This is a genomic window from Mesorhizobium sp. RCC_202 (genome assembly GCF_041355295.1).
Lineage (GTDB): Bacteria > Pseudomonadota > Alphaproteobacteria > Rhizobiales > Rhizobiaceae > Mesorhizobium.
Map to the genome: position 1 here is coordinate 22259 of NZ_JBFUPO010000003.1, position 15664 is coordinate 37922.

Below are 15664 nucleotides of genomic sequence, written 5' to 3' on the forward strand. Positions count from 1 at the left end.
CCGTTTCGGTCATGGCCGAAAACCAGGAGATCAATCGGTCCAGCGCCCCGAAGGGAGCGCTGGGTTTCGCTTTCGGCGCGGTCGGGCTGTGGGCCACCAACGCTGCTGTCGGCAAGACGCTGCTTGCCGAATATCCGGTCTCGCACGTGCAGTTCCTGCAGTTCTGCGGCGCTGCCTTGGTGTTTGCGCTGATCAGGCTCTTTCCATCCCCCCTTGCGGGGGAAGTTGGATCGCCCGGCGCCGAGGCGGATGGCTCCAGCGCCGCGCCCGGCCGTCTTCTCCTACAAGGGGAGAAGGAAAGGCCTGCGCTCACTGCCTATGTCGTCGGTTTCATCGGCCTGGTCGGCACCATGATGCTGCAATACATCGCCTTTGCTTCCATGCCGGTCATCGAGGCCAATCTTGTCGCCTATACCTGGCCATTGATGCTCGCCGCAGCGGTCATCGTGTTTGGCCGCCCGCGCCGCCCCTTGCTGCTTGCGCTTGCGGCAATGGCCGGCTTCGTCGGCGTGGCCTTGGTCATGTCGGGCGGCCGCACGCATTCCTGGTTCGAAAGGGCCTGGTTCGAGGGCGGCAGTCTTGCCGGTTATTGCGCGGCTTTCGGCTCGGCGCTCTGCATGGCTTTCTACTCGCTCGTGGTTGGCCGCCTCGGCGTGGCGCCCGAGCGCCTGCTGCTGCCCTCGGCGCTGGCAGGTATCGCGCTGACTTTTGCCTGGTGCCTGTATGATGGTGTCGCCCTTCCGGCCGCTGTCGACCTCTTGCTCGGGCTCTATCTCGGCGCCGGTCCGATGGGGCTCGGCTACTACTGTTGGTCGCGCGCGGCAAAACTCGACCGGGGCGGCAGGATCGCGATCGTCGCCTATCTGACGCCGATCGCGTCGACGTTTCTACTGGCGCTGTCGGGCGAAAGCCTGTCGAGGACCGCGATTGCCGGCGCTGTCCTCGTCATCGGCAGCTGCCTTGCGGTCGGCATCGAAGGTATGGAGGCCAAGGATGATGCCCAGGACGATGGTTGACGAGGATGAACGCCGCGCCAGGCAGGAGGCGCGCTGGCTGCAAAGGGAGTTCGGCGCCGAGGCGCCGCTCTATGCGGCGTTGAAGGCCGAAAAGGCCATCGAGCAGAAGGACTTCAGCCGTTGCGCGCGCTGGAAGCGGGTGCTGGAGATACTCGACGACGGGCCGCCAGCGGAGCTCAGGGGCAATGTCGCCGCAAAATGAGCGATCGGTAATAAGAATGTCGAATCAGACATGGCGGATTGTATCTCGCTGACCACACTTGCTGGTTGTGGACTTGCTCTGGACTTGGATTTCAGCAACTTTCGGCGCAAATCGAAGTGCTGCAACACGCCTTTACGCTGCTCGCCGGGCGTACCGTGCTATAATGCGTCCATTATAGCTATTAGAATTCCTAACTTGCGCGTCCGCACAACGCACTGAAACATCATCCGGTATTGAGTCTCGTTGCGTTACTGACTCTGGGCGGTCCGTTGGGGGACAGGTCCTATTCGATACACCGACTAAAGTCTGAAAATAGAGCTGGCGATTTGAGAGCCGGCAGAAAGTGAAAAAAATTGTCCAATATCGATGACAAGACCGCAATCGAACTGACGGCCGACATTGTCTCGGCCTATGTCGGCAACAATCCGCTCCCGGCCTCCGGCCTGCCTGATCTCATCGCCAGCGTCAGCGCGTCGGTGCGCAAGCTCGCTGGCGGTGTTGCCGTCAAGGAGGCGGTGGCGCTGACGCCAGCCGTCAATCCGAAGCGCTCGGTCTTCCCGGACCACATCATTTGCCTGGAGGACGGCAAGAAGTTCAAGTCGCTGAAGCGGCACCTGGCGACCGATCACGGCCTGACGCCTGATGAGTACCGGGCCAAATGGGGCCTGCCCGCCGACTATCCGATGGTGGCGCCCAGCTATTCGGCCACCCGTTCGGCACTGGCCAAATCGTCCGGCCTCGGCCGCAAGCCGGCTACCGCCGACGCAGGCAAGGCCAAGCGCAAGGTCAAGGCCTGAGGCATGTTGCCTGCAATGGATGACGCCGCGCCATCACCATGGCGCGGCCATCTGGCCGCCCTCGGCGCTCTGCGCCGCAGGGTGGCTGCTCAGTCTTCGGTGGATACCGCCGAGGGCGTCAAGGCGCGGCGCGTCCTGTTTTCGCTCGGCAACCCGTCCGGCGAATTGCTCGCGGCGCTCGACCACTTCGAGCGCACCGTCGTCGAAGCCTCCGATCCGCCAGCCATAGAAGTCAAGCGGTTGAAATGCCTGGCCATTCTGGATCGTCTTATTGCGAGCAGTCAGCCGCCGCTTGACTGAGGCCGCTTGGGCTCAGGCGCACGCTTGGGGTCCTGTTCATCGGCAAGGCTGTCCGCCTCGACCGCCGTCATTTCAAGAAGATAGACAAGCATATGGTAGCGCGAGCGCGAGAGCATCTTCGCCAGCTTGCGCGTGATTTCCGCGACATATCTCAGCGTGCGTGGATCGTTGGCCGCCCCGTCCATCGTGAGCTCCTGACATCGCCAGTTTAATTGGGCCAAGTGAGGTTGGCCAAGTTATCGTTGGCGCCCACTCACGACTCACGGCGCATTCATAGGTTTGCAGGTTTGCATTAAAACTGAAATCAATTTTTGGTAAGCATCCGGTTTGGGCCAAAAGATTTTGCTGACTTTTTTTGGACATGTCATAGATGACAGCGTGAATATTAAGCTTACGAAACTTGCGGTTGTCTTGCGTCGTTAGGTTGTTCTTCCGCGGCGAGATGATCATCGCCGATCGAGCGCGATAAGCGGACGAGTGATCGCCGCGGTCGCGGGGCATCGGATCGGAGCCGCTTCCAGAGCGCAGATCAGCCTGCCGGATCGCCGGCTCTTGCGCAGCCCTTATGTCCCGTGCAAAAGCCCGGCCATGCTTATCATCAACGATCTCTCGCTGCGCATGGCAGGGCGCCTGCTTCTCGATCATGCCTCGCTGACCCTGCCGGCCGGCACCAAGGCCGGCCTCGTCGGACGCAACGGCACCGGCAAGACGACGCTGTTCAAGGCGATCACCGGCGATTTCCCATCCGAGACCGGTTCGATCAACCTGCCCAGGAACACGCGCATCGGCCAGGTGGCGCAGGAAGCGCCCGGCACGGAAGAGCCGCTGATCGAGATCGTGCTCAAGGCCGATCTTGAGCGCTCGGCACTTCTCGAAGAGGAAAAGACGGCGAGCGATCCGCACCGCATCGCCGAGATCCACACGCGGCTGGCTGACATCGACGCGCATTCGGCGGAATCCCGCGCCGCCACCATCCTTGCCGGCCTCGGCTTCGACGACGCCGCGCAAAAGCGGCCGGCTTCGTCCTTCTCCGGCGGCTGGCGCATGCGCGTGGCGCTCGCGGCCGTGCTGTTTTCCGAGCCGGACCTGTTGCTGCTCGACGAGCCGACCAACTATCTCGATCTCGAAGGCACGCTCTGGCTGGAGAATTACGTTTCGAAATATCCGCACACCGTGCTGTTGATCTCGCACGACCGCGACCTGCTCAACCGCGCCGTCAACTCGATCGTCCATCTCGACCAGAAGAAGCTGACCTTCTGGCGCGGCGGCTATGACCAGTTCGAGCGCCAGCTGACCGAGCAGCGCGAGTTGCAGGAAAAGGGCCGCGTCAAGCAGGAAGCCGCGCGCAAGCACATGGAATCCTTCGTCGAGCGCTTCCGCGCCAAGGCCTCCAAGGCCAGGCAGGCGCAGTCGCGCATCAAGGCGCTGGAGAAAATGAAGCCGATCGCCGCGATCGTGAACGACAGCGTGCGGCCGTTCTCCTTCCCCGAGCCGGTCAAGACCGTCGCTTCACCGATCGTGGCGCTGAACAACGTCAATGTCGGCTACACCGAGGGCAGCCCGATCCTGAAGAAGATGACGCTGCGCATCGATGCCGACGACCGCATCGCGCTGCTCGGCGCCAACGGCAACGGCAAGTCGACCTTCGCCAAGCTTCTGTCCGGCCGCCTGAAGCAGGAGACCGGCACCATGACGGTGGCGCCGGGTCTGAAAGTGGCGATCTTCGCCCAGCACCAGCTCGACGATCTGCGCCCGGAAGAGAACGCCTATGAGCATGTGCGGCGGCTGATGCCGGACGCGCCGGAAGCCAAGGTGCGCGCCCGCGTCGCCCAGTTCGGCCTTGCCACCGAGAAGATGAACACCGCCGCCAAGGATCTTTCGGGCGGCGAGAAGGCGCGTCTGCTGATGGGGCTTTCGGCCTTCGAGGGCCCGAACCTGTTCATCCTCGACGAGCCGACCAACCACCTCGACATCGACAGCCGTGAATCGCTGATCCATGCGCTGAACGAGTTTCCTGGCGCCGTGATCCTGATCTCGCACGACCGGCACCTGCTCGAAGCCACAGCCGACCGGCTCTGGCTGGTCAAGGACGGCGCGGTCAACCCGTATGACGGCGACCTCGAGGATTACAAAACGCTGGTCACCGGCGTCTCGTCCAACCGCCGCGAGCAGAAGGAGGCGGACAAGGCGTCCAAGGCCGATCGCCGCCGCGAGGCAGCGCAGCGGCGCGCCGCATTCGAACCGCTGGCCAAGGAAATCCGGGCCACCGAGGCGCTGATGGACCGCATCCGCAAGCGCATCGACGCTATCGAGGACGAGCTCGCCAACCCGGCGATCTACGAGAAGGACCCCTCGACCGCGACCAGGCTCGCCAAGGAGCGCTCGCAGCTGGCGCAGACCTTGGCGCAGAACGAGGAGAAATGGCTGACCATGTCGGCCGAGTATGAGGAAGGGATCGCGGAATAGGAGTCCCTCGATCATTTCCTGGCGGGAATGGAATTGCAGGTCAGGGATGTGGCCTCGTGGTCAATTGCATGCCCAACGCATTCATAACGGCAATCGTCGTCTTCAGTGTCGGATTGCCATCGCCGCTGAAGGATCGGTAGAGCTGTTCGCGTGATAGCCCCGTCTGCTTGGCGATCTGTGTCATGCCCTTGGCGCGCGCCACCACGCCGAGTGCATGGGCAATATATCCGCTGTCATCGGTCTCGAAGGCTTCTGCCATAAAGGTGGCAATGGCCTCATCGGAGGCGAGATCCTCGGCGGGATCGTATGTCGTCAGTTTTTCAGGCATGTCATTCACTCCAGTCACCTGAAGTGGATTCGCAGTTCACTGATTCCGTCCCCTACGGCCTGGGCATCTCCGGGATGACCGAAAGCGAGACGATCCAGGCGCGAAGCGATTAACGCGCGTACGCGTTCATCTTTGAGCTGCATTCGCCATTTGCGAAAAGTCTCAGTTTGTTTCAGCTCAAACATCGGCTCACTGTAGTTTTTAAACTACTGGTCGTCAAGGCCCATTCAAGCGCCTTCATTTGCCCCTACACGCCGCCATTCAAAGCCGCTAAGTACGGACTATGAACCAGCACACGCCACCCCGGATCGGCCATTCCGCCTGCCCGCATGACTGCCCGTCGACCTGCGCGCTCGAAGTCGAGCTGCTCGACACCCACCGCATCGGCCGCGTGCATGGCGCCAAGTCGAACAGCTACACGTCGGGCGTCGTCTGCGCCAAGGTCGCGCGCTATGCCGACCGTGTGCACCACCCGGACCGGCTGCTGAAGCCGCTTATCCGCGCCGGCGGCAAGGGCGAGGGCGCCTGGAAGGAAGCCAGCTGGGAAGCCGCGCTCGATCTCGTCGCGGAGAAATTCGTCCGCGCCGAGGAGAAATACGGATCTGAGACTGTCTGGCCCTATTATTATGCCGGCACGATGGGGCTGGTGCAGCGCGACGGCATCGACCGGCTGCGGCACGCGAAAAAATACTCGGGCTTCTTCGGCTCGATCTGCACCAATCTCGCCTGGACCGGCTGGATAATGGGCGCCGGTGCCATGCGCGGCCCCGACCCGCGCGAGATGGCCAAGGCCGATTGCGTGGTGATCTGGGGCACCAATGCCGTGGTCACGCAGGTCAATGTCATGACCCATGCGATGCGGGCGCGCAAAGAGCGCGGCGCGAAGATCGTCGTCATCGACATCTATGACAACGCCACGATGAAGCAGGCCGATCTCGGCCTGGTGCTCAAGCCCGGCACCGATGGCGCGCTCGCCTGCGCGGTGATGCATGTCCTGTTCCGCGACGGCATGGCCGATCGTGCCTATCTGGAAAAATACACCGACGATCCGTGCGGACTGGAAGAGCATCTCAAGACGCGCACGCCGGCGTGGGCTGCTGCCATCACCGGGCTCGAAATCGCCGAGATCGAAGCTTTCGCGCAAATCGTCGGCACGACGAAGAAGACTTACTTCCGCCTCGGCTACGGCTTCGCGCGGCAGCGTAACGGCTCGGTCAACATGCATGCCGCTTCCTGCATCGCCGCCGTCACCGGCGCCTGGCAGTATGAAGGCGGCGGCGCCTTCCACACGAATTCCGGCATCTTCAAGCTGAACCAGGATGTGCTCGAAGGCACCGCGATGCGCGACCCGAATGTGCGCTATCTCGACCAGTCGCGCACCGGCCCGGTGCTGACAGGGGCGGCCGACGCGCTCTATGGCGGCCCGCCGGTGACGGCGATGCTGATCCAGAACACCAACCCGGCCAATGTCGCGCCCGAGCAGCGCCTGGTGCGCCAGGGTTTTCTGCGCGACGACCTGTTCACCTGCGTGCACGAGCAGTTCATGACCGATACGGCCAAGCTTGCCGATGTCGTGCTGCCGGCGACGATGTTCCTGGAGCATGACGACATCTACAAGGGCGGCGGCAACCAGCACATCACGCTCGGCCCCAAGCTGATCGAGCCGCCGGAAGGGCCGCGCACCAACCACTATGTTATCGAGGAGCTCGGAAAACGCCTCGGCGTCGCCGACCGGCCAGGCTTCGGCCTGACCGAGAAGCAGCATATCGACATCATTCTGGGCAAGCGCGGGCTGGGCAGCTTCGATAGCCTGAAGGCTGAGAAATGGATCGATCTGCAGCCCGACTTCGATGACGCGCATTTCGTCAACGGCTTCGGCCATGCCGACAAGAAATTCCATTTCCGCGCCAATTGGAGTGGGCAGGCGGCGCCCAACCGGCCGCCAAAAAGCATGGGCCTGTTCGGCCCGGTCGAGCAACTGCCGGAATTTCCCGACTACGTCGAGCTGATCGAGGTCGCGGATGAGGAGCATCCATTCCGGCTGACCACATCGCCGGCGCGCAATTTCCTCAACTCGACTTTTTCCGAGACGCCGGTGTCGAAGGCCAAGGAAGGCAGGCCGGAACTGCTCGTGCATCCCGACGACGCGGCCACGCTCGGCATCGAGGATGGCGGCCGCGTCGAGGTTGGCAACAAGCGCGGCGACATCGTGCTGCATGCCAAGCTTTTCGGCGGCGTGAAGCGCGGTGTGGTGGTGGCCGAAGGCATCTGGCCAAACAGCGCGCATGAGCGCGGCGAGGGCATCAACGTGCTGACCGGCGCCGATGCGCCAGCGCCTTATGGCGGCGCCGCCTTCCATGACAACAAGGTTTGGCTCAGGGCGCTTTGACTACCCAGTGCGGACGAATTGGCTTGTGACTTCACCGATGCCGCAAGAACAGTTCTCTTTGGGCTTGGTTGATGGCGCCATCATCCCAATCGACCTCGCGCTTTGATTTCGGGATGCGTCGACCTTCGTTGTTGTAGAATAGCGTCTCATGGATTCCGAGCGCATCGCGCTTCAGAACGGGACGGGTCCAAAGCGGAATCAGGACGCGATTGGCCTCCTCGTCGCCAAGTCGTTCAAAGAGGTCTTCGGCCAACTCCATATCTCGATCGCCGGGGAAGATGAGGCCGAACTCTTCGTCTGTTGCCTGGAACACGCTGAAGGTCGCATTCAAGGCGCCATCAATGATCTGGATATTTTTCATGGGCGGTATTGTGACATTCCACTGTAGCGGCGACAACTCGCTGACTGCTACTTCATCGCCTGCGCATCCAGCGTCTTGATCGCTTCGGCGGCCGATTTGCGCGCCGCGGCATCGGTGCCGGACGCGCCCTTGTCCTTGGCATAGGCAATCAGCGCTGTACGCGTTTCCTCGTCGCATCCATCCGATCCGATTCCGTCGACGCCGGCCTTGCGGGCGGCGGCCAGCACGGAGTCGCAGGCTTCCGGCGCGAAGCTGTACTGGCCCATGATGGCGCCCAGCGTCAGCGGGTCCTGCAGGCGTGGATCGTCGCGGATGGCCTGTAGCGTGGCGCTGCCCACGGCCTTGGATTTCCGGTCCTGCGCGATCTGCGTCAGGTCGAAGATGAACTCGAACTCCGGCTTGTCGACGCCTTCAGGCTTCGACACCAGGATGTCCAGCGCGTAGCGGGTGATCTCGTCGGGCGTGACGACCGAGCGGATGGCCCTTGCCTGATGGTAGTTGCGCACCAGCGCCCAACGCGAGGGGAGGTCGCCATAGCGGGCGAGCACGCTGAGCTGCTTGATGGCGGCAAGCTTCTGCTTGTCGGTCTTGGCGGCCTGCGCCTGGGCGAAGACCTTCTTGCCGACGCGGTTGATGATGTCCGCGTCGAGCAGGCCTGAAGCCGGCGCAGTGGGCTGTTTGCCCGCGGTTTCAGAGGCGGGGACATCGGCGAGCGGGCCTTTGGCATCGACCCAACCCCCCAGCGCCTTGCGCGCGTCCGGGCCGAAATAGCCTTTCGGCTCGCCGGCATAGAAACCTTCGCTCTTCAGCGTGGTCTCGATGGCGATGCGGATGTCGTCGGGCAACGCCTTGCCGATGCCGACCAGGTTCTCTTCATCGAGCCCGGCTGGCGCCTCGCGGAACGCATCCATCACCGCGGCCGCGACCGCCGCGGTTCCAGCGCTCGAAGCCGGCCCGGAAAAGAGGCCGCTCAATTCGATGCTGGCTGCGCTGTCGCCCAACACGCCGGCACCCATTCGGCCGAACCCGTCATTGTAAAGCGCGATGCGGTCGGTGATGCCTTCGCGCAGCGTCATCAGATGGTCGAAACTGTCGAAGGTGAAGGCGTCGGCAAGCTTGCGCTTTGCCTTGAGCGAGCCGAGCCGGGCGGCTTCGCGCCACGCATGCAGGCGTTCGCGCGGGTTCTTGTCGATGCCCAGACCATCGTCATAAGCGTCGCCGAGCAGCACCATGGCCTCGACATTACCGAGATTGGCGGCGTTGATCAGCATTGCGGTCGCCTTGGCGTCGTCCTGCGGGTAGACCACGCCTTTGCGCAACAGCTTCGCCTGCAGCAGATAGGCCGGCGCCTCTTTCTTGGCCTCGCCTTCGTCGATCAGGGTTTTCAGCTGATCGTCGCTCAGCCCATCGTCGCGGCGCGACGGACGGTAGCTGGTCGAATCCAGATTGGCATATTGCGTCGAGGCGTAGAGCCAGAACGCGTCGCGGTCGCCCGCATCCGCCAGCGGCTTCAGCATGGCGCGCGCCTGGTCTTCGTTCTGGAACTGCTGATCGTCCGAAAGCTGCAGCCGCGCCAGCGCCAGTGCGACGCCCGGCTCGCCGGCCTCCGCGCCGTCGCTCAGGCGCTCGATCAGCCTTTCGGGATTGTCGATCTGGGCGCCGTCATAGTCGAGGATCAGGCCGGCAAGCCGGATGCCGGCGTCGAGATCCCAGGAGGCATTGAGCAGTTGGATTGCTTCCCGCGGCTGGCGGCCGACGAACTTGCCATCCATCAACAGGCCGGCAAGCGATGGCCCTGCCGCAGCGACCTTCTTGGTGGCGGCGCGCAACATGGCGATGGCGCGCTTGCCGTCGGCCGGCCCGCCTTCACCCTTGGCCAGCATGTCGGCCAACATCGGTATGGCGTCGCTGTCCTGACCGATGCGCGCCTCGAGCATCTGCCTTGCCTTGGCCGCGTCCTGCGGCGTTCCGCGGCCGAGCCGCAGCGCCGTGATATAGGCGAGCATGGATCGTCCGGAACTGGCGGTGCCGGCCTTGGCATCCGCCTCCACGGCGTCGAAGGCCTTTTTCTGCTCGTCGCCGGTGAAACCGTCCTTCTCCAGCGTCGCCTGGGCGATCAGCATTGGCATAGCCGCGCGAACCCGGGCGTCCCATTCGCCAGGCGACTGGCCTTGTACCGGCGCATCGATGATGCGCCGCGCGGTCTCGACGGCTTTGCGCGCGTCACGGCGCAACAGCGGCCCGTTGCCGTACTGGTTCAGCAGCGCCACCAGGGCGGTGAGATGGCCGGCATCGGCGGATTTTCGCAAGGCATCGAGCGCCGTCTCGCGCGAGACCGCCGGCGAGCCAGCGTCCGCATCGTCATTTCGATGCACCGAGTAGAACTCATAGAGAAGGAAATTTGCTTCAGGACTGCCGCCATCGGCCAGCAGCTTGATCTGCGGCAGGAGCCAGACCAGCCCCTTGTCGTTGAGCGCGACCTGCAGCCTCAGCCACTCAAGCGTCAGCCGCTTTTCCTGTGGCGCGCCGAGCATCGCCGCCTGGCATTTGTCGGCCAGCACCTTGAGCTTGCTGAGGTCGAAATCCTGCGGGAAGAGCTCGCCATACGGGACCGGCGGCGCCTTGGCTGTTGGGTCGAGCGGCACGGCGGCGCCCCGATCGCAGACATTGATCGCCTCGGCGAGGGCGGCCTTCTTCGCTGCGTCGTCGGCAGCCTTTTTTCGGGCCGCCGCATCCTCGGCGGCCTTCTTGGCCGCATCCTCGGATTTCTCCGCAGCCGGCTGGGCCGCGAAGGCGCCGCCGCCAACCTGGGAGAGCGCGAGGCAGGAAAGAACCAGGACATGCACCGGCCGCAACATTGGCGCTCCCCTCCAACCCGTCCGGGCGCAGCCGGACACACAAGCTAAATTAGCATGCTCTACGAGTGATGATGAGTGTGGTGCTTCACATTCGCTTGCACCCCGTGGCGACATTCGATCTGGCCCAAGCGCCTCTCGTCGCACCCGCCAGCTCCGGCTTCTATAGAGGGGTTCTGTTTCAATGATGCGGAGAGATGTCATGGCCAAGGTCTCGCTCCTGGGCATTCCGCATGACGCGAACTCATCCTATCTCAAGGGCCCGGCCGAGGCGCCGCCGCTGATCCGGCGCGAACTGCATTCCGACGCCCACACCTCGTGGTCTGAGACCGGCTTCGACGTGGTCGACCGCCTTGTCGACCATGGCGACATCGATTTCGCGCAAGGCGGCGATCCGTGGGAGCGGATCGAAAGCGAGGTCGGCCGCGCGCTCGATGCCGGCCATCCGCTGATCTCGCTTGGCGGCGACCACGCGATCGCCTGGCCGGTGCTGCGCGCCGCGCGCCGTCGCCATCCCAAGCTGACGATCGTCCAGATCGACGCCCATCCGGACATGTATGATGCCTATCAGGACAATCCGCGCTCGCACACCTCGTCCTTCGCGCGCATCATGGAGGAGCGGCTGGCCGACCGCCTGATCCAGATCGGTTTGCGCACCCTCAACGACGAGCTTCGCGGCCAGTTCGAGCGTTTCGGTGTCGAGGTGGTGGAGATGCGGTATTTCAAGGAAGGCTTGCCGCTCGACCTCAAGACGCCCGTCTACCTCTCGGTCGATCTCGACGGTCTCGATCCGGCCTTCGCGCCGGGCGTCTCGCATCGCGAGCCCGGCGGCTTCACCACGCGTCAGGTGATCGGCCTGATCCAGTCGATCGACCAGCCGATCGTCGCCGCAGATGTCGTCGAATACAATCCGCGCCAGGACGTTTCCAACATTACCGCGCTTGTCGCCGCCAAGCTGGTCAAGGAGATCGCCGGTATGATGCTGAAGACAGGCGCAGCCTAGGCTGAATCAATTTGCCAACGCAGCGTGTTAGACGATTGTTTCGACCAGCTTTTCGACAGGATCCGCCATGCCTGAGCCGCTGAAGATTGCCATCGCCGGCGGGCTCGGCCGCATGGGGCGGCAGATGGCGGAGGCTGTTGCTGCCGATCCACGCTTGCAGCTCGTCGCGCGCTTCCATCGGCCGGGTAGCGTGGGTGAGGGGCTGGTCGAGCGCGATGCGGCGCTGGCGCTTGCCGAAATCGTCATCGACTTCACCACGCCGGCCGCGTCAGCCGAATTGGCAAAGACCTGCGCCGCGCGCGGCGGCCCGGCGCTGGTCATCGGCTCGACGGGCTTCGATGCCGCCGAGCTGGAAGCCATAGCCGAGGCGGCGAAGAGCATCGTCATCGTGCGCTCCGGCAGCTATTCGCTCGGGCTCAACCTGCTGACCGGGCTGGTCGAGCAGGCGGCGCGGGCGCTCGGTCCCGACGCTGATCTCGAAATCCTCGAAGCGCATCACCGCTTCAAGGTCGACGCGCCATCGGGTACGGCGTTGATGCTCGGCGAAGCAGCGGCGCGCGGGCGCGGCGTCAGGCTTGACGATGTGGCCAAACGTGCCCGCGACGGGCTCACCGGTCCGCGCCCGTCCAGCGAGATCGGCTTCGCCGTGCTGCGTGGCGGCAGCATCGTCGGCGAGCACAGCGTGAGCTTCCTTACCGAAGGCGAGACACTCACGCTCTCGCATGCGGCCGGCGACCGCTCGATGTTCGCGCGCGGCGCCATCGCGGCGGCGCTCTGGGTGGCAAGGCAGCCGCCTGGCGAATACGACATGCGTGACGTGTTGGGGTTCACTGCCTCGTGACCAGAGCAATTCCAGAAAAAGTGCGTAGCGGTTGTCCGTCCGGAATTGCGCAGAAACAAAACTTGGAGCGGTTCAGCGATTCCGTGAAGTGCTGAACCGCTCTACGCGAATTCGCCGTTTTCCATTTCTGCGGTCGCCAAAATGGCTGAAAGCCAGCTGAAAGCTTGACCGTGTCATGACAGGTTTGCGGCGTTCGCCGTAACCGGCCTGGGAGCGGCCGGCAAGGAGGAGATGCGGCGTAGCTCGGATAGCGCGCCGCCCAGGTGGAGGAAGTTACGTGAACGGTTTCATCCCTAAGCGCGTCCTGCGCTCCGTGACGCTGACGTTTGCCATGGTCGCCGCAGGCGCTTCGGCGGCATCGGCGGCCGACAAGATATCGATCATGGTCGGCGGCTACGAAAAGCAGATCTATCTGCCCGCCAAGCTGACCGAAGCTCTCGGCTACTTCAAGGACGAGGGCCTCGATGTCGAGTTGCTGAACGAACCGGCCGGTGTCGATGCTGAGAACGAGATGCTGGCAGGCGCCGTGCAAGGCGTCGTCGGCTTCTACGATCACTGCATCGACCTGCAGGCAAAGGGCAAATTCGTGGAATCCATTGTCCAGTTCAGCCAGGCGCCAGGCGAAGTCGAGCTTGTTTCGACCAAGCATCCCGAGATCAAGTCGCCGGCCGATTTCAAGGGCATGAACCTCGGCGTCACCGGCCTTGGCTCCTCGACCAACTTCCTGACCGAATACCTCGCCGTGAAGAACGGCCTGAAGCTGGGTGAATTCACCTCAATTCCGGTCGGCGCTGGCGATACGTTCATCGCCGCCATGCAGCAGGACAAGATCCAGGCCGGCATGACGACCGAACCGACCATTACCCGGCTTCTTAAAACAGGCGAAGCTACCGTGCTCATCGACATGCGCACCATGGAAGGCACCAAGGCCGCGCTCGGCGGCACTTATCCCGCCGCCTCTCTGTATATGCAGACCGACTGGGTCGAGGCCCATAAGGATGTTGTGCAGAAGCTGGCGAATGCCTTCGTCAAGACGCAGAAGTTCATCAACACCCACAGCGGTGCCGAAATCGCCGACAAGATGCCGAAGGACTACTATGTCGGCGACAAGGAAGGCTATGTGAAGGCTCTCGATGCCGGCAAGGCGATGTTCACTCCCGACGGTATCATGCCTGAGGGAGGGCCCGAAACGGTGCTGAAGGTTCTTTCCGCCTTCAAGAAGGAACTGCAGGGCAAGCAGATCGACCTGTCGAAGACCTACACAACCGAATTCGTCAAAAACGCGAAGTGACCGGCCTGCCGGCGTGATGCACAGCATCGCGCCGGCAATCGCCTGATTTTCACGTCCGGCGGCCCTTGCCGACGGCGGGGTGTTCGTTCGAACCCGGAGCTTGACCAGCATGGCACATGAAAAAAACGCACCGGCAATTGAGCTGATCAACGTCAGCCGCCGCTTCCTCTCACCCACGGGCAAGTCGCTGACCGCGATCCGCGATTTCACCATGACGGTCGAGCGCGGCGAATTCGTCGCCGTCGTTGGCCCGACCGGTTGCGGAAAATCCACCACCCTCAACCTCGTCACCGGCTTGGCGAGCCCGAGCGCCGGCGAGGTCCGCGTCATGGGCGCACCCGTCAAGGGCATAGACCCGCGCATCGGCTTCGTCTTCCAGACCGACGCTTTGTTTCCGTGGCGCACGGTGATCGAGAATGTCATGGCCGGGCCGCTCTTCCGCGGTAAGCCGAGGCCACAGGCCCAGGTCGCGGCGCGCGACTGGCTTGCGCGCGTCGGCTTGTCTCGTTTCGAGCAACATTATCCTCATCAGCTTTCCGGCGGCATGCGCAAACGCGTGGCGCTTGCCCAGACCTTCATCAACGGCCCTGAGGTCCTGCTGATGGACGAGCCGTTTTCCGCCCTCGACGTGCAGACGCGCGTCCTTATGCATGAGGAGCTGCTGCGACTGTGGTCCGAAGCCAGGGCGTCCGTCGTCTTTGTTACCCACGACCTCGAGGAAGCGATCGCTTTGGCCGACAAGGTTTATGTTTTGACCGCCGGACCGGCGACGGTGAAGTCGGTCTATACCATCGATCTGCCGCGCCCGCGCGTCGTCGCCGACATCCGCTACGAGCAAAGCTTCATCGACTATTCGCGCACCATCTGGGCCGATCTCAAGGAAGAGGTCGAGACCAGCTATGCCCGCGCCGCCGCGTGAGGGAGGACACACCATGACCGATGCCGCCATCGACATCAGCGCCGGAAGCTTCAAGCCGGGAACCTCCGACGCGGAAATAGAAGCTGCCGCCGCCAAGGCGGCGCAACATCGCCGCCGCGCGGTGATCTTCTGGCGGCTTGCCATCCTCGTCGTCTTCCTCGCCGCCTGGGAGGTCGCGGGGCGTATGGCTTGGATCGATCCGTTCTTCTACGCCACGCCAAGCGCGATCGCGCTGAGGCTCTATGAATGGGTGACGGAAGGCACTTCCGAAGGGCCACTCTGGTACCATCTCTATGTCACCATGGAGGAGTCGGTCCTTGGCTTCGTGTCAGGCTCGGTCGCCGGCATCATCATTGGTGTCGCGCTCGGCCGCAATCGCATGGCCGCCGACATCTTTTCCATCTACATCAAGGTAATCAACTCCATTCCTCGCGTCGTGCTGGCGCCGATCTTCATCATGATCCTCGGCCTCGGCCTTGCCTCGAAGGTGGCGCTGGCATTCATCATGGTGTTTTTTGTCGTCTTCCATAATGCCTTCCAGGGCGTGCGCGAGGCCGACCGGGCGATGATCGCCAATGCCCGCATCCTTGGCGCCTCCGACTGGCAACTGACTCGCTCGGTGATCGTGCCGTCGGCGATGAGCTGGATCTTCGCCAGCCTGCACGTCTCCTTCGGCTTCGCCATCATCGGCGCAATTGTTGGAGAGTTCGTTGGCTCGCGCTACGGCATCGGCCTCCTGATCAACATCGCCAAGGGGTCATTCGACGCCGCCGGCATGTATGCCGCGATCGTGGTCATCATGGTGGTGGCGCTGGGCGCAGAATATCTGATGACGATGGTCGAGAACCGGGTGGCGAAATGGCGCCCGCAGCCGCTGCACGAGACGCAGTAGATCA

General features: G+C 63.2%; 15 protein-coding genes. 11 read left to right on the top strand and 4 right to left on the bottom strand.

The annotated features are described in order from the left end of the window. Window positions 1-11: 11 nt before the first annotated feature. The 4 genes from AB6802_RS07255 (at window position 12) to AB6802_RS07270 (ending at window position 2315) form a co-directional block, all read left to right on the top strand. The gene (locus AB6802_RS07255; protein ID WP_371009953.1) at window positions 12-1016 is read left to right on the top strand and encodes a DMT family transporter; all 1005 of its coding nucleotides are present in this window, start codon (window positions 12-14) and stop codon (window positions 1014-1016) included. Continuing rightward, window positions 994-1218, top strand: coding sequence for a hypothetical protein (locus AB6802_RS07260; protein ID WP_371009368.1), 225 nt, complete (start codon window positions 994-996; stop codon window positions 1216-1218). Before AB6802_RS07255 ends, AB6802_RS07260 begins: the two co-directional genes overlap by 23 nt. A 353-nt stretch (window positions 1219-1571) precedes the next feature. Continuing rightward, window positions 1572-2015: a MucR family transcriptional regulator gene (locus AB6802_RS07265; protein WP_371009369.1), complete on the top strand. Its 444-nt coding sequence runs from the start codon at window positions 1572-1574 to the stop codon at window positions 2013-2015. Window positions 2016-2018: 3 nt separating this feature from the next. After that, window positions 2019-2315: a hypothetical protein gene (locus tag AB6802_RS07270; RefSeq protein WP_371009370.1), complete on the top strand. Its 297-nt coding sequence runs from the start codon at window positions 2019-2021 to the stop codon at window positions 2313-2315. Here AB6802_RS07270 and AB6802_RS07275 read toward each other — a convergent pair. Continuing rightward, the gene (locus tag AB6802_RS07275; protein ID WP_371009371.1) at window positions 2297-2500 is read right to left on the bottom strand and encodes a hypothetical protein; all 204 of its coding nucleotides are present in this window, start codon (window positions 2498-2500) and stop codon (window positions 2297-2299) included. The genes AB6802_RS07270 and AB6802_RS07275 overlap by 19 nt on opposite strands. Window positions 2501-2903: 403 nt before the next feature. Here AB6802_RS07275 and AB6802_RS07280 point away from each other — a divergent pair, with 403 nt between their 5' ends. Next, complete coding sequence (locus AB6802_RS07280; protein ID WP_371009372.1) at window positions 2904-4781, top strand: ABC-F family ATP-binding cassette domain-containing protein; 1878 nt, start codon at window positions 2904-2906, stop codon at window positions 4779-4781. Between the two features lie 40 nt (window positions 4782-4821). On the opposite strand, the gene AB6802_RS07285 is transcribed toward AB6802_RS07280, so the two are convergent. After that, on the bottom strand, window positions 4822-5109 hold the full coding sequence (locus tag AB6802_RS07285; RefSeq protein WP_371009373.1) for an addiction module antidote protein: 288 nt from the start codon (window positions 5107-5109) through the stop codon (window positions 4822-4824). A 283-nt stretch (window positions 5110-5392) separates the two neighbouring features. Here AB6802_RS07285 and AB6802_RS07290 point away from each other — a divergent pair, with 283 nt between their 5' ends. Continuing rightward, complete coding sequence (locus AB6802_RS07290; protein WP_371009374.1) at window positions 5393-7498, top strand: molybdopterin-dependent oxidoreductase; 2106 nt, start codon at window positions 5393-5395, stop codon at window positions 7496-7498. 31 nt (window positions 7499-7529) lie between these two features. Here AB6802_RS07290 and AB6802_RS07295 read toward each other — a convergent pair whose 3' ends face one another. Together AB6802_RS07295 and AB6802_RS07300 are read right to left on the bottom strand one after the other, a co-directional pair. Then, complete coding sequence (locus AB6802_RS07295; protein ID WP_371009375.1) at window positions 7530-7859, bottom strand: hypothetical protein; 330 nt, start codon at window positions 7857-7859, stop codon at window positions 7530-7532. A gap of 47 nt (window positions 7860-7906) precedes the next feature. Continuing rightward, window positions 7907-10717, bottom strand: coding sequence for a tetratricopeptide repeat protein (locus tag AB6802_RS07300; protein ID WP_371009376.1), 2811 nt, complete (start codon window positions 10715-10717; stop codon window positions 7907-7909). A gap of 199 nt (window positions 10718-10916) precedes the next feature. Here AB6802_RS07300 and speB point away from each other — a divergent pair, with 199 nt between their 5' ends. The 5 genes from speB to AB6802_RS07325 all read left to right on the top strand — a co-directional run bounded on the left by speB (window position 10917) and on the right by AB6802_RS07325 (window position 15660). Then, window positions 10917-11717 carry an agmatinase gene (gene speB, locus AB6802_RS07305; RefSeq protein ID WP_371009377.1) on the top strand — a complete coding sequence of 267 codons (801 nt, stop codon included), beginning with the start codon at window positions 10917-10919 and terminating at the stop codon, window positions 11715-11717. 67 nt (window positions 11718-11784) lie between these two features. Continuing rightward, the gene (dapB, locus tag AB6802_RS07310) at window positions 11785-12558 is read left to right on the top strand and encodes a 4-hydroxy-tetrahydrodipicolinate reductase (protein WP_371009378.1); all 774 of its coding nucleotides are present in this window, start codon (window positions 11785-11787) and stop codon (window positions 12556-12558) included. Between the two features lie 331 nt (window positions 12559-12889). Continuing rightward, the gene (locus AB6802_RS07315; RefSeq protein ID WP_371009954.1) at window positions 12890-13849 is read left to right on the top strand and encodes an ABC transporter substrate-binding protein; all 960 of its coding nucleotides are present in this window, start codon (window positions 12890-12892) and stop codon (window positions 13847-13849) included. A 109-nt stretch (window positions 13850-13958) separates the two neighbouring features. Beyond that, window positions 13959-14768 carry an ABC transporter ATP-binding protein gene (locus AB6802_RS07320; protein WP_371009379.1) on the top strand — a complete coding sequence of 270 codons (810 nt, stop codon included), beginning with the start codon at window positions 13959-13961 and terminating at the stop codon, window positions 14766-14768. A 13-nt stretch (window positions 14769-14781) separates the two neighbouring features. After that, the gene (locus tag AB6802_RS07325) at window positions 14782-15660 is read left to right on the top strand and encodes an ABC transporter permease (RefSeq protein WP_371009380.1); all 879 of its coding nucleotides are present in this window, start codon (window positions 14782-14784) and stop codon (window positions 15658-15660) included. The last annotated feature ends 4 nt before the right edge of the window (window positions 15661-15664 follow it).

Excerpts from the sequence above, each read along its gene's own strand:
- AB6802_RS07325 (WP_371009380.1), top strand. The coding sequence starts at position 14,782 with ATGACCGATGCCGCCATCGACATCAGCGCCGGAAGCTTCAAGCCGGGA.
- AB6802_RS07275 (WP_371009371.1), bottom strand. The coding sequence starts at position 2,500 with ATGGACGGGGCGGCCAACGATCCACGCACGCTGAGATATGTCGCGGAA.
- AB6802_RS07260 (WP_371009368.1), top strand. The coding sequence starts at position 994 with ATGATGCCCAGGACGATGGTTGACGAGGATGAACGCCGCGCCAGGCAG.
- speB (WP_371009377.1), top strand. The coding sequence starts at position 10,917 with ATGGCCAAGGTCTCGCTCCTGGGCATTCCGCATGACGCGAACTCATCC.
- AB6802_RS07280 (WP_371009372.1), top strand. The coding sequence starts at position 2,904 with ATGCTTATCATCAACGATCTCTCGCTGCGCATGGCAGGGCGCCTGCTT.
- AB6802_RS07300 (WP_371009376.1), bottom strand. The coding sequence starts at position 10,717 with ATGTTGCGGCCGGTGCATGTCCTGGTTCTTTCCTGCCTCGCGCTCTCC.
- AB6802_RS07295 (WP_371009375.1), bottom strand. The coding sequence starts at position 7,859 with ATGAAAAATATCCAGATCATTGATGGCGCCTTGAATGCGACCTTCAGC.
- dapB (WP_371009378.1), top strand. The coding sequence starts at position 11,785 with ATGCCTGAGCCGCTGAAGATTGCCATCGCCGGCGGGCTCGGCCGCATG.
- AB6802_RS07315 (WP_371009954.1), top strand. The coding sequence starts at position 12,890 with ATGGTCGCCGCAGGCGCTTCGGCGGCATCGGCGGCCGACAAGATATCG.
- AB6802_RS07320 (WP_371009379.1), top strand. The coding sequence starts at position 13,959 with ATGGCACATGAAAAAAACGCACCGGCAATTGAGCTGATCAACGTCAGC.
- AB6802_RS07270 (WP_371009370.1), top strand. The coding sequence starts at position 2,019 with ATGTTGCCTGCAATGGATGACGCCGCGCCATCACCATGGCGCGGCCAT.
- AB6802_RS07255 (WP_371009953.1), top strand. The coding sequence starts at position 12 with ATGGCCGAAAACCAGGAGATCAATCGGTCCAGCGCCCCGAAGGGAGCG.
- AB6802_RS07290 (WP_371009374.1), top strand. The coding sequence starts at position 5,393 with ATGAACCAGCACACGCCACCCCGGATCGGCCATTCCGCCTGCCCGCAT.
- AB6802_RS07285 (WP_371009373.1), bottom strand. The coding sequence starts at position 5,109 with ATGCCTGAAAAACTGACGACATACGATCCCGCCGAGGATCTCGCCTCC.